The 13,498-nt window shown below is 51.0% G+C and carries 11 protein-coding genes; 9 read left to right on the plus strand and 2 right to left on the minus strand.

Annotated elements, in window-relative coordinates:
• Positions 1 to 5: 5 nt before the first annotated feature.
• The 4 genes from mltG to NTV65_04490 all read left to right on the plus strand — a co-directional run bounded on the left by mltG (position 6) and on the right by NTV65_04490 (position 4,900).
• Complete coding sequence (gene mltG / locus NTV65_04475; protein ID MCX6114459.1) at positions 6 to 1,058, plus strand: endolytic transglycosylase MltG; 1,053 nt, start codon at positions 6 to 8, stop codon at positions 1,056 to 1,058.
• Positions 1,059 to 1,066: 8 nt separating this feature from the next.
• On the plus strand, positions 1,067 to 3,115 hold the full coding sequence (locus tag NTV65_04480) for a hypothetical protein (GenBank protein MCX6114460.1): 2,049 nt from the start codon (positions 1,067 to 1,069) through the stop codon (positions 3,113 to 3,115).
• Positions 3,116 to 3,350: 235 nt separating this feature from the next.
• A complete protein-coding gene (locus tag NTV65_04485) occupies positions 3,351 to 4,517 on the plus strand; it encodes a DUF4143 domain-containing protein (protein MCX6114461.1) in 1,167 nt (388 codons plus the stop codon).
• 119 nt (positions 4,518 to 4,636) lie between these two features.
• Positions 4,637 to 4,900 carry a hypothetical protein gene (locus NTV65_04490; GenBank protein ID MCX6114462.1) on the plus strand — a complete coding sequence of 88 codons (264 nt, stop codon included), beginning with the start codon at positions 4,637 to 4,639 and terminating at the stop codon, positions 4,898 to 4,900.
• Positions 4,901 to 5,166: 266 nt separating this feature from the next.
• Here the strand turns inward: NTV65_04490 and NTV65_04495 are convergent, their stop codons facing one another.
• Together NTV65_04495 and NTV65_04500 are read right to left on the minus strand one after the other, a co-directional pair.
• Positions 5,167 to 5,457 carry a hypothetical protein gene (locus NTV65_04495; protein ID MCX6114463.1) on the minus strand — a complete coding sequence of 97 codons (291 nt, stop codon included), beginning with the start codon at positions 5,455 to 5,457 and terminating at the stop codon, positions 5,167 to 5,169.
• A gap of 44 nt (positions 5,458 to 5,501) precedes the next feature.
• On the minus strand, positions 5,502 to 6,020 hold the full coding sequence (locus NTV65_04500; GenBank protein ID MCX6114464.1) for a GNAT family N-acetyltransferase: 519 nt from the start codon (positions 6,018 to 6,020) through the stop codon (positions 5,502 to 5,504).
• A 141-nt stretch (positions 6,021 to 6,161) separates the two neighbouring features.
• On the opposite strand from NTV65_04500, the gene NTV65_04505 reads away from it, so the two are divergent.
• The 5 genes from NTV65_04505 (at position 6,162) to NTV65_04525 (ending at position 13,455) form a co-directional block, all read left to right on the plus strand.
• Positions 6,162 to 7,175: a MoxR family ATPase gene (locus NTV65_04505; protein ID MCX6114465.1), complete on the plus strand. Its 1,014-nt coding sequence runs from the start codon at positions 6,162 to 6,164 to the stop codon at positions 7,173 to 7,175.
• Positions 7,176 to 7,186: 11 nt separating this feature from the next.
• Positions 7,187 to 8,077, plus strand: coding sequence for a DUF58 domain-containing protein (locus NTV65_04510; GenBank protein MCX6114466.1), 891 nt, complete (start codon positions 7,187 to 7,189; stop codon positions 8,075 to 8,077).
• The gene (locus tag NTV65_04515; GenBank protein ID MCX6114467.1) at positions 8,074 to 9,915 is read left to right on the plus strand and encodes a hypothetical protein; all 1,842 of its coding nucleotides are present in this window, start codon (positions 8,074 to 8,076) and stop codon (positions 9,913 to 9,915) included. The genes NTV65_04510 and NTV65_04515 overlap by 4 nt, the downstream gene beginning before the upstream one ends.
• A complete protein-coding gene (locus NTV65_04520) occupies positions 9,912 to 12,506 on the plus strand; it encodes a VWA domain-containing protein (GenBank protein ID MCX6114468.1) in 2,595 nt (864 codons plus the stop codon). The genes NTV65_04515 and NTV65_04520 overlap by 4 nt, the downstream gene beginning before the upstream one ends.
• Before the next feature lie 97 nt (positions 12,507 to 12,603).
• Complete coding sequence (locus tag NTV65_04525) at positions 12,604 to 13,455, plus strand: ABC transporter permease (GenBank protein MCX6114469.1); 852 nt, start codon at positions 12,604 to 12,606, stop codon at positions 13,453 to 13,455.
• The last annotated feature ends 43 nt before the right edge of the window (positions 13,456 to 13,498 follow it).

Genomic DNA, 13,498 nt, shown 5'->3' on the forward strand with positions numbered 1-13,498 from the left:
TTCTCGTGATTCGAAAACTTATCCTTACATTCCTCTATCTCTTTCTGCCCCTGGCCTCCATTGCTCTGACCTTCCGTGGGCTTGAGCATTACCTCACTGAGCCCTTTAACCCCGCACAGACCCAAACCACGCTCTTTAGCGTTGCCGAGCATAAAAGCCTGCGTGAGATCGCTAAGGAGCTAGAGCAGCAGTACCTTATCCGCAGCAGTTGGTCGCTACGAATTATCGCCCGCATTCAAAGCAAGGATACCTCTATCAAGGCCGGTGAGTATCAGCTTTCAGCGGCGATGAGCGCCGAGCAGATCCTAGATAAGATGGTCAATGGAGAGATGGTCCTACACAGGGTCACTATCAAGGAGGGTGCGCGGGTCTCTGAGATCGGCCCACTGTTAGAGCAGTCCGGAATCGTCTCGCAGCTACTCTTTGATCAAGCCCTTCAGAACCAGGCTCTGCTTAGCGAGCTGGGCATTCAGGCGAACTCCTTCGAGGGCTACCTTTTTCCCGAAACCTATCAGTTCCCGCGTAATACGCCGGCAAATAAAGTCATCACCACGATGCGCGAGCAGTTTAATAAAGCCTGGCAGGCGGAGTGGGCTCAGCAGGCAGTAACGCTCAAGATGTCGAAGCACGAGATCCTTACCCTAGCTTCGATTATTGAGAAGGAGTCCGGCAACTTTGAGGAGCAGCCCATCATCTCCTCTGTCTTTCACAATCGACTCAACCGCAACATGCGACTACAGGCCGATCCGACCGTTATCTATGGGATCGTTAACTTTAATGGAAACATCACAAAGAACGACCTACAGAGGTTTACACCTTATAATACCTATCTAATTCGAGGGCTCCCGCCCGGTCCGATAGCAAACCCAGGTATCTCTGCCATAAAAGCAGCACTCTATCCGGCGCAAACGAACTACCTCTACTTCGTCGGTAATGGCGCTGGACGTCATATCTTCTCTGAAGATCTTGATCAGCATAATAACGCCGTAAATAAATTTCAGCGCGGTGATAATGATACTGATACTCCGCCAGCAGAAACAACGCCGATCTTTCCATAGCTACCTATATGTCGAGTAGCATTGAATCACTACTAGCGGCAGTTCAAGGTAAGGAGCTTCAAAATCGCCGTGCCTCTCTTGCGATTCTGATCTTTACCATTATAGCGAGCCTCGTAACTATCGGCATCCTGCACAGCTGGTATCCGTGGTGGTGCGCGTTTTCTGCTCTCCTGCTGCTCGGGACGTTCGCGCTCTATCTAATAAGGGCTGGCGTGCGCCCCTGGGCGGTTTCTCCTGAGGAGGCCGCAATCCTAGTTGATGCGGCGTTACCTACCAAGGAGAGGTTCAGCGCATTACTCTCTCTACGATCCTCGCTTGATCCTATTGATACTGCGCGCTCAGTCTTTATCTCGCAGCAACTCTCAGAGATCTTAGCTGAGGGCACGCACCCGGCACAGATAGCCCCATTTAAACTATCTGGGAGTGAGCGCTGCGCCCTCATTACGGCGCTACTACTAACTTTATCTGCAATCCTACTCTTTGTATTTCGCCCTCAACCGAAGCTTCTAGCGCTGGCCGCAAAGATTGAAAGTATACTCGCCGCAGATCCTACCATTCCAGAACCGCTACGGGCTCAGGCGCTAGCGCTGGCTGAGGCTATTAAAGATACACCGCTAGGAAGCTCGCAGATAAATATGGAGCTTAATGGTGCTCGTAAGGAGCTGGAGCAGGCCCTGGCCGAATCAGAGAGAGGCAAGAGTCTGGGCGAGCGTACAGTTCAGGGATCAAAGGGGACACGGGAGTATCCTCAGGAGCCCACGCAGAAGCAGGCGCAGGCGACCCCGATACCGGTGCCTCCAACACCAGGGCCTCACGAACAAAAAAAGCAGGAGCCACAGGAAGAGAAGCAGCAGGGGAAAGAGAAGCAGAAGCCGGGCGCGCAAGAACAGAAAGAAGAAGAGCAGAAAAAGAAAGAGCAGGGGAAAGAAGAGCAGTCCGCAAAGGAGCAATCCGGCTCCGGCCAAGGGGCTGAGAAGGAGGAGTCCGGCGATAACCCATCACAACAGGGCTCAGAGCAACAGGAGCAAGCGGGGGAGCAGAAGCAGCAGGGCGGGTCGGATCAGGGTGAATCTGCTGCGGATAAAGATCCCAGCGCTAAAGAGCAGGGGGGCCAGCAGGGTGACGGAGATGGGCAGGGTAGTGGAAAGGGCGCTGGTGAGGGCGAAGGGAAAGGAAAAGGCGGTGAAGGAAAGGGTGTGGGCAGTGGTGATGGTAAGGGTCAGGGCTCTGGGAAAAGTTCTGACTCTGATTCGAGCAGCGATAACTCAGGTAGCGCCGAAGCCTCTGGCGCCACAGGAAAGCAGGGCCAAGAGAAGCAGGATCGAGAGAAGCAGGGCTCTGCAGGCCAACAGGGTGCGCAGGGCGGTTCAAGCGCCTCCGGTTCTCAATCTTCTAGCCTACAACAATTAGAGGCTGCGCTAAACGAAGTAGAGCAGGGGGTGAAACAACAGGGGCAAGGGCAGGAAGGGACTGGTGCCGAAAAGGGCCCACAACCACAATCAAAGCCACAGTCACCGTCACAGTCACCGTCACAGTCACAGTCTGGCTCGCAAGCAGGCGCACAGGGCGCAGACTCCAAGGGAGCTGGCAAGGGTGCAGCTAAAGAGCCTAGCAAGAGCGACCCCGAAAAGAGCGAAAACAGCAACTCCGATTCAAAGCAGAATAAGGAAAACTCTGATAGTGGCGGCTCTGATAAAGCAAAGCAAAAGCCCTCCGAAAAAACCGAAAACGAAGAGCAGGGGGAGCAGGATAGCAACGGGGAGCGCTCCGCTCTTCCCGACAGAGATGCTCCTGCGCAGACGGGGGGCCTCTCTGACGGTGCAGGGAGCGCTGGACTGGGATCTAATCAGGGCTTTAAAGAGGCTCCGATCGGATCGCTTAAGGAGGCGATTGATGAGCGCTTTACTGACGAGAGCTCTAACCTTGAAAAGAACCTAGAGCCTGCGCAAGCGAAGACCACTATCGAGGATCTGCCGCTGGCCAAACCTAAGGGCTCACTGCAGCGGGGCGAGCAGCCGATTCCGCTGGAGTACAGCGATATTTTAAAGGGGCCGTAGAAGCTCCACTACTAAATTCCCACTACTAATTCTCACCCACCTTGTAGTACTGAGATAACCCATCAACGCCTCTGAAGAGCTGTAAAAGCAGCTAATTCCTAATATGCAAAGCAACCCTTAACTGCTTGAAACTTATATGGTAACGGCATTGCCTTAGCGCTGCGCGGTGATTGCCGAGCGGGGAGCCCTAGAAACAACTTGACTAATCTAGGGTCTGAGTCGTATACAGTCAACCATGTGGATTAAAAGAGATTTATCGCTTAGTGCAATATCAAATATCGCCTTACCAATAAAAGTCTTACGGGGCCCCAGACAGGTCGGGAAGACGTCATTGCTGGCAAAACTTGGAACCCACTCCCTCGTCTATCTCGACGATGCGGTTACTCGTCTTCGTGCGCAAGAAGATCCAAGATTCTTCCTTGATCAACTCCCCAGCAAGGTAATTCTAGACGAGGCCCCGCTTGCTCCGGCCCTGTTTCCCGAGCTCAAGCGACGGGTCGACGAAGCACGCATATCGGGATGCGGGGAGATGCCCGATGTTTGGCTTACAGGGTCGAATCAGACGCTCATGTATCGTGAGGTTGGCGAGTCTCTCGCTGGTCGAGCAAGTTATTTTGATCTCAACACCCTCTCCATTCACGAGCTCGGAGAACGATGGTCGCTTGGTACGTATCTCATGAGAGCAGGATGGCCAGAACTGTATATATCACCGCATCTTGATGTGACTCGCTACCTCAATGATCTCGTGTCAACATACATCGAGAGGGACATCGTGGCGGCCGCAGGCATTGAGAGGCGTGCCGCCTTCCTGAAAGTGCTGCACCTCCTTGCCGGAAGAATCGGACAGCTTTTTGTGGCTTCAGACATAGCCACGGTAGCCGGCGTTGACGCTACGACCGTTCAATCATGGGTGTCCCTGCTTGTGACCAATGCGGTGGCATTCCAGTTACCAGCTTACTATACCAACCTAAATAAACGACTGACCAAGGCTCCTAAGTACTACTTCTATGACGTCGGTCTCGCCGTATGCCTACAGGGATGGCAAGCTCCAGAGCCGATTCTGAATAGTCCTCAATTTGGACACCTCTTTGAAAATATGGTCATAGGAGAGGTCGTCCGATTCTTTTTGAATCGGGGCAGCAAGCCAACCCTCTATTTCGTGCGTTCAAAGGAGAAAGTAGAGATAGATCTACTCGTTAATCTAGGCAATCAGCGCTATCTTGCAATTGAGATTAAAACAACACCGGAAGACTGGTCTAAAAAACAAAGGGAGCTCGTTGACTCCTTGGGTCTGACGATTGTGGATAGGTGGGTGGTAACTGCCTATAGTGGTATGTCCTTTAAAGATACCGCAGTAGTTGCTATCAGCGACCTTTGGAATCGCCTCAAAGATATTACGTAACTATTTACCACTAACTAAGCTCTGGGGGCAGGGGATACAAGGTAACCCCTTACCAATGCTAGATAAATCGAACCCGTTCTTAAAATTTCTAATGGCTTCAATCAGACAGGGGTGGGCTTATGAAAAAACTTAATTGGGATCAGATTCGGACAGAATATGATGGTCATTGGGTGCATCTAATCGATTACGATTGGGCTGAGGGCACACCATATCCAGTTTCAGGAGTAGTTCATATTCATGCGAAAACAAGAAAAGAGTTTAATGCTTTAATCAAGTCAGCAGATCGTATTCCAGGGGCTCGCATATACGTTGGTGACATCAAGGAAACAGGCAACGCTATAAGAATGGGCTGTTTGGTAGTCACTCAACATGCAAATCATTAATTTTGATCGCACGCAAGATATTCCAATTGTTGATGCAATTATTTCAGGTCCAATTGATATAAGCGCGCAGTAGTGTTTTTTTACTCGATTTTTCCCACTACTAATTCATGTGGGGGCCTAGAAAGCAACCCCGTACCAATGATCAATATTTCATTCGTTAAGCGCTATAGCGCTGCGCGGAGGCGCTGCAAAACAACAAACAGGTCGTAATGCAATGTCGCATTATATGCGTTACGATCTATATTCGTTGAAAAAATGTTCGTAACTTACGGCGTTAAATTTTCGGTGGCCGCGCCCTTATCCCAAGTGCCTTTTAGGCTTCCATCGGGTTCGAGGTGGTAAATAACGGGCGACCCCGATCCCCAATCAACACTTAAAGTGTCACCCTTTAACTCCCCAATACCAGAGTAGTTTGTGGGTCCAATTTGCCATTTGACCATATACAGCCCGTCGCTATGTTTTCGAATGACGACCAGCCCCTCGTAGGACGAACCATTGGAATTTGTCCCCTTGGCGGCATAGGCACCTTCTAGTTGCGGAGCTGACGGTTTTAGCATATGGCACCCAACGATACTGAGCAGTAATACAAACAATAACTTTTTTATAATAGCCTCCCTAAAAACTCCGTTAGTCTATACCTCAACTCATTGACCTCCTGTCCACCAATCGTATCTTTTTTCTCTTTGCCGTCTAATACAAATCCAACTTTTTGGTAGAAATCACGCGCCTGTTTGTTAGTGCTTAGAACCCAAAGAGTTGCCTCGGTGTAGCCAAGCTGCTGCATCAAATCACGGGTCTGATCCCAGAGCTCTTTACCCAGACCTTGTCCCTTGTGTGCTTCAATTAGGTAAATTGTATAAAGCTCGCCAATCCCCGGTGACGCATCAAGATCACGCGAAGGCCCAAAACTAGAGAATCCTACAATTTTTTTATCAATCTCAGCCACCAACACGCGATGATCTGGCATAGCAAGCGCCTCGGTCCAGGCCGCTTCTCTCTTTGGCACCGAAAGTTCATCTAAGTAAGATTGGGGAACCTGTCCAATATAAGTTGTCCTCCAAGATGCGACATGAGTCTCAGCAATCTGGTGGACATCCTCTCCATTTGCCACTCTAATCATATTGTAATGCCTCTTCGGTAAATGGAAATTGAATAATTGGCAAATATATAACATGACCCCGCAGATCGCTAGACCACCGTTGCGGCACCCGCGGTGTCGCTGTAGATTAGATTGGTTTGAGCCTATAAATCCTCGCATACTATGAAAGAATTAGATATCCGTGATGCAGCCGCCCTTGAGCGTGCGATAGTCGACTTTAAATCAACCTTTGCGCGCATTGAGCAGGAGGTCGGAAAAACGATCGTAGGGATGCAGGATGTCGTTAGGGGCACCATGGTGGCCATCTGCGCTAGGGGGCATGTATTACTGGAGGGGGTGCCGGGGCTCGGCAAAACCCTACTAGTAAAATCGCTCTCAAATGTCCTTGGGCTCTCCTTTAAGCGTGTTCAGTTCACCCCTGATCTAATGCCCTCAGATGTTACCGGCACCCAGATCCTAACGGAGGATGGTAACGGGCAACGCCGTTTTGTCTTTAGACAGGGTCCGCTCTTTGCAAACATAGTGCTAGCAGATGAGATTAATCGAGCAACACCGAAGACACAGAGCTCTCTGCTAGAGGCGATGGAGGAGCGCCAGGTAACCGTTCTCGATCAGACCTATCCGCTGCCGCAACCGTTCTTTGTGCTCGCCACGCAGAACCCTATAGAGTTAGAGGGAACCTACCCCCTGCCAGAGGCTCAGCTGGATCGATTCCTGGTTAAGATTGTGGTGCCATCTCCATCTTCCAAGGAGCTTAAAGAGATCCTCTCGCGCACAACCGGCACTAACGTCAGCACCGCTCAGCCGATCTTTCCGCCTGAGGAGGCCGTAAATTATATCACCTCGATGCAAAGCATGGTGCGTCACGTTGTTGTCTCAGATCCGATGCAGGAGGTGATCGTGCGCCTTATCGCTGCACTTACTCCGGGCTCTGAATTTGCAACACCTAAGGTCCGTCAGTATGTGCGCTTTGGTCCTGGGCCACGTGGAGCACAGGCGGTTGTACTTACAGCAAAGGTTCACGCTCTCCTTGATCACCGTATTAACCTCTCCTTTGAGGATATTCGAAGCGTTATCAAATCTGCGCTCCGTCACCGCATTATCCTTAATTTTCAGGCAGAGGCCGATGGCATCTCTACCGACGACCTAATTGAGGAGGTCCGTAACGCTAAGTAGGATCGCTCGGTATGCAGCTCTCTCCTGAAACCCTCCGACTCTTAGGCGCTATGGCTCTCCGTACTCGGCGTGCCTCCTTCGGCATCAGACAGGGCTCTCATCGCTCACAGCGACGGGGTCACGGTGTTGAGTTCGCAGAATATAGAAACTACGAGGCCGGAGATAATCCCCGTTACATAGACTGGAACCTCTTCGCTCGTAGCGACAAGTTACTTGTAAAAAGATATCTCGAAGAGGAGAACGTAGCGCTCCATATAGTAATCGATGGTTCACGATCGCTCACACACCCAGCGCTTAGGCAGAAGTGGGAGCTTGCTACATATATAGCGGCCTTTACCTCTTATATTGCGCTTGCAAATCAGGACCCCGTTACGATCTCAGTGTTAGGGGGCGCGCATAGCCCGCGCTACTGGGGTGCCAAGGCCTTTTATCCCCTGAGCTCCTTTCTTACTAAATCTGGTGAGTCCATAATTTCATCTGAGCCTCGTACTCTAAATCTGCTCGAGGAGGCCCGCAGGGCGGCGGCGCGTGTCTCATTTCCAGGAATCTGCCTCTTTATCTCAGATTTTCTCTATCCACTTGAGCAGGTTGCTTTACTCCTTGCTAGCTTCAGGGCCCGTAATATGGAGCTGCACGCTGTGCAGGTACTACACGCATCGGATCTAAACCCTGCTCCAGAATCTGCCGCAATATCCGTTACCGATAGTGAAACGGGGGAGCAGTTAGGTGTTATGCTTGATTCGGAAGCTCGCAATCACTATCAGCACCTAATCACTCAGCACAACAGGCGCATCCGTGAGCACTGCCTCTCTAATCAGATGCAGTTCGTTTCGACCGTTGCCAGCTCCGATCCACACCACGGCGCTACCGATACAATTACCCGTATGGGGCTATTTATATGATCTCTGTACTTGGGGTGACATTAGGAGCAGCCGCGCCCTGGTTTCTAGTGGGAATTCCCCTCGCTGCCTCGCTACTCATCTATATCTTTCGTGCGCGGGGAACCGCGCACGATCTAGTGATCTCAACCCTTTTTCTAATCAGGAATCTACCGCAACGATTAAGCGCGCGAAAAACATTCGTTCCGCCACTACAGTTTTGGCTTGAGTTGGCGGCACTTTCGCTGCTCTCTTTGGCGGCTGCGGGGCTCCTTGCTACAGACTCACGCCAGCGTATCGCCGTAGTTATCGATACCTCCCTTAGTATGGGGGCCATTAATGAAGCTGGTCAAACTAGACTCGAAACGGCCCAGCGTATTGCAAGCGCTGATGTCTCGCAGTTTCTTGTAGAGGGGCGTTTCTCAGTATACGGAGCGGCCTCTGAACTTCTGCCGGCCTCGGAGCCCCTAATTAGCGCTCCTGTAGCAGTGTGGGCTATCAACTCCCTTAAACCAACTTATTTAGAGGACAATCTAAATGCTCAGATTAGATCGCTCCTCTCACAAGGCTCCTTCGATAAGATCTGGCTCTATAGCGACAGAACCCTAAAGGATCAAAGCGTACCAGCTGGCCTACGGGTTACAACTATCCCAACGAACCCCTTAACGGAGCGCAATATCTGGATACGCTCACTCTCGGCTAATACCGATCAGACAATTACGATAGAGCTCTCCTCGCTAGCGCCAGCGGAGATCTCTATACAGGTCGCTGCATCCTGCTTCTCGGCAGATGGTGCGGAGCTCTCAGCGCCTGCTCCTATCTCAATTAAACTTTCCCCTGTTACTGCCAACTCAAGTCAGATAGGTCCTATAGATCCTACTTGGGCGTTCTGTCGCATTAGCTCGTACGGAGATGATACTAAGCGAGAGGCTCTCCAGATTGATAACGAGGGCTGGATCGCGCGCGCCGATAACGCCCCTGCTATTCAGATCGTTAGCCCCCTCTCTCTGCAGGAGCTTGGGCTGACAGAACTTAAAGGGTTTCAGTTTCAGCGAATAGAATCAGCACAGGCTACGAACTTTAATAAAACGGTGCCGACTATCTTTCACCGTACCACTGCGAGCTCTGAGATGCAGGCGCCTAGCCTCGTTATCTCTCCACCAGTAGGCGCACTGCCCTGGGGGGGCGCAGTAGCGCCTCAAATACTTACAGCTCCTCCGATCACGCGTTGGATTCAATCTCATCCATTGCTGCGCTACGTTAATCCCACCCTCCTTTCAATTGAGCGAGCCGCAGCACTCCGGTGTCCGGAATCTTCGTTGTCGATTATCCTCTCCTCCTCAGGGGCGCTAGCGTGTGCAGGGGAATCAGGGGGCTTTCGCTACCTAGTGACAGGTTTTGAGATCTTTCCCTTTGAGGGGCTCAGCACTCCTACGATAACCGTTTTAACGCTAAACGCCTTTAAGTGGCTTTTTAATAGCGCTACCCCACTTGGCGCTATTAATCTCGGTAGATCTATCTTTCCAAGCGGGGCTAAGGAGCTTCGATCTGTTATGCCGCTATCGGCCGCGCCCTTACTGACTGATTCTAACGTGGTAATGATTAATACGCCTGGAGTCGTTAGCTACCTAAGTGAAAAAGATAGCACCCGTAAGTTTTTGGCCTTTAATCTCTTCTCCGATCAGGAATCAGACCTCGCAAGAGCGCAAACGATCTCAATTGAAGCCACTACTCAAGGGGCATCTCTTAAACAACGTGCTCCACTTGCGCTCGCCTCCTGGTTAGCACTGCTAGCTCTACTCGTACTCCTTATAGATATCGCTATTCGAATTAAGCGTAGTAGTAATTGGAGGGCTAGGTGAACTTTGAGTACCCGATACTACTTGGAATTATTCCGATCTTTGCTTTAGGTATGCTGTTTACCTTACGAGCAAGGGGCTCAAGAACTATAGAGTCTCTAACGATAGGCTTGTTACGCCTACTGGTTTTAAGTTCCATAATCGTAGCGACTGCTGGGCCATTTTTAACTACCGAGCGTGGTGTTGAGGGCCTCACTACCTTGGTTGATATCTCCTCAAGTGTCTCGCCGCAACAGGGCGAGGAGCTACTTAAAAAAGCGCGCGCTCTTGGCCAGGAGTTAGGGATCCCCCTTACCGTAATCCCTTTCGGTGGTTCTGTATCTTCATCTTGGCAGGGCCCCGCAACCCAAAGCTATTTAGAGCTGCGTAGCGGATGGGAGCGGCTCGATATTGGAGCAACAGATCTAGGTGCCGCACTTAGAACACTAGGCGATCGCTCGCCCTCTGTAGCGCTGTTATTATCTGATGGGTATGAAACAGCGGGGAGCGCCGCGAGTGCGTTATCAACTCTAACAACAACGAAGGTCTTTCCCCTAACGGCTCTTGGCGAATCAGAGGACAGCTCCCTTCAGATCTCTCAACTCTCTGTCCCCCTTACGGTGCAGGCGCAAAAGAGCGCCGAGATTCGGGTTGCCCTTACCAATTCAGCTTTAACTGCACAGCGCGGAGAGCTTCAAGTTCTGCACGGTGATTCCGTAGTTTTTAGTAACGGGGTGGAGATTAAACCAGGAGAGGATCTCCTGGTAACAACCGAGAGTGATTCCAAGCTTGAGGGGCTGCACAGCGTAACAGCGACCCTCTCCTGGCAGGACGGAACGGGGCCGCACTCGATGACCCGCACGGCGTGGCTTACCTCTGAGAAGCGCAACAAGGTGCTCCTGCTTTCCGGCTCACGTGACGACGATCGCCTTCTCTCCACTATTCTAACGAACCAAGCCTATCAGCTCCGCTCTGAGGTGTTGCAAGGCGCGACTATAGCGCCTGGCGCCCTTGGGGCCCCTGCTGATTACCGCGTCGTTATCCTAAATAATGTTCCCGCTGCTGCTATCCCAGAGCAATTTATGCGGGCCTTACCTGAGTTTATCAAAGAGGGTGGGGGGCTTGTAATGGTGGGGGGCGATAGGAGCTTTGGGCTTGGGGGCTATATCGGCTCTCATATAGAGGCGCAGCTCCCTGTGCTCTTAGTTCCTCCGCATACTGAAAAAAAACGGCTTAACGTTGCCGTGCAGCTCGTAATCGACAAATCGCGCAGCATGGCGCAGGACAATCGGCTTGAATTCGCTAAAACTGCCGCGCTCGAGGTTGTTCGGATCTTAAAAGATGATGACTACGTTGGAGTTATCGGTTTTGAGGAGGTCGCCTTTATCGCTCTGCCGATCTCTAAGGTCCGAGATGTGCGTCAGACTGCGGCGGATAGAATTAGCCGACTCTTTCCAACTAATAGAACCAACCTTTATCCAGCCCTTGAGGAGGGGCGTCGTGGATTATCGCGCATTAATGCGGGACGAAAGCACCTAATAGTTTTAACCGATGGCCAGATTCCTGATCAGGGCCCTTATTACCTGCAACTCATTAAGCAATTGCGAACTCTCGGGATCACAGTTTCAACGGTACTAGTGGGCAGCGAGACTCCCGATGCCTTTCTGGCGCAGTTATCCGAAATTGGTGGTGGATCTTTCTATCAGACAGAAGATCCGCGCAATCTTCCCCGTATCTTTCTCTCAGATGTGAAGGTCTCGACCGGTGAACAGACCATCAAAGAGGAGCCGGAACTTCCGGTGCGCACCGGACCGAGCGGAATAGTCACTACCTCACTTAGAAACTTCCCAACATTACGCGGCTTTGTTCAGACGATAGCAAGGGAGGGGGCCAGTACTGAGCTGCTCGTCACGGAAGCTGCGGGCAAGAGCTTTCCACTCCTCGCCTCATGGAGCGTTGGTAAGGGGCGCGCTATCGCCTTTACCTCTGATGCAAATGGGCGCTGGTCATCGAACTGGGTACGGTGGTCCGAGCTACAGGGGTTCTGGTCGGAGCTAGTTGAATCTGCGCAGCCCCCTAGCGCTGAAAAACCTACAACAACTCGCTTTGACCTGCGCTCGTGGGTAGAGGGGGGCGAGCTTGTAGTTGACCTGGCTCTCTTTGATGAGCCCCAGGAGGGGGGCAGGATTAATGCAAGTCTAGTTACACCGCAGGGCACGGTACAGGCTCTTACCCTAGCCCCCCAGGCGCGTGGGCACTATCAGGGCAGATTGCCTAGCGCTATGGCCGGTACCTATAAGGCGACTATCTCAATTGGCAAACAGAGGCTGCCTGAAGTCGCCTGGTCGTTACCTGGAGAGCTTTTTGGGGAACACCCACACCGTGCTCCAAATCTTGCGCTACTAGAGCAGATTTCATTACGCAGTGGCGGCAGGCTTAACTCTAGCGCTCAGGAGCTGCGCCAATTTATAAAGCAGTTCTCTGCAAAGCAGGATCTGGCACAGATCTTTGTTATTGCAGCACTTATCCTACTATTTATAGAGATTATCGTGCGAGAGATCTTGGCGCTACGGCGTAGGCGAGCTAGCTTTAAGGTTGGTAATATTTGTTTATGAGCTATTGTTTGCTATGACCTTACTATTGATATAAAATAGCTTGCTAACGGAGAACGGATCTTGTCTCCAAAAGATCAACAACAGCGGAACACTTTCCATGACCCGCGCATCAACAACAATTAACCCGCATGCAGCGCAACCCACATCGCTCGTGGCGTTGGCCAAAAGTCTGTGGCGCAACCGTCCGCTCATTGTGCAAATGACCAAGCGCGAAGTTGTTGGCCGCTATAAAGGCTCGGTCATGGGCTTGGCTTGGTCGTTTTTCAATCCAGTATTTATGCTGGTGGTATATACCTTTATGTTCTCGGTTGTGTTCAAGGCGCGTTGGGGTGTTGAGGGTGAAGATAGTAAGGCGCTATTTGCTGTTGTGCTATTTGTCGGCATGATAGTCCACGGGCTGTTTGCTGAAGTACTTAATCGAGCTCCCAGCCTGATTCTTTCTAATGTTAACTACGTTAAAAAGGTAGTATTCCCAATTGAAATTTTGCCCGTCATCAGTATGGCTGCCGCACTGTTTCATAGCATGATCAGTTTATGTGTGTTGCTCATCGCATTTGTTATATTTAGCGGATATTTGCATTTGACAACTGTTTTTATACCCCTAGTATTGTTGCCATTTGTCATTCTCACACTTGGTTTTGCGTGGTTATTGGCATCATTAGGCGTTTTTTTGCGCGATGTTGGCCAAGTTATCGGTATAGTTATAATGGTAATGATGTTTTTAGCACCAGTGTTTTACCCGGTGACCGCAGTCCCAGAACAATTTCGTCCATTCATCATGGCTAACCCGCTCACCTTTATTATTGAGCAAGCTCGCGAAGTGTTAATTTGGGGTCATTTACCCAATTGGGTTGGTTTGGGTATTTATACAGTTGCCGCTACCGTAGTAGCTTGGGCTGGTTATGCTTTGTTCCAGAAAACCAGAAAAGGGTTTGCGGATGTCCTCTAACGATATAGCAATCCGCGTTAGCAACCTCAGTAAGTGCTATCAA

The organism is Pseudomonadota bacterium, from assembly GCA_026390555.1.
Classification (GTDB): domain Bacteria; phylum Bdellovibrionota_C; class UBA2361; order UBA2361; family OMII01; genus OMII01.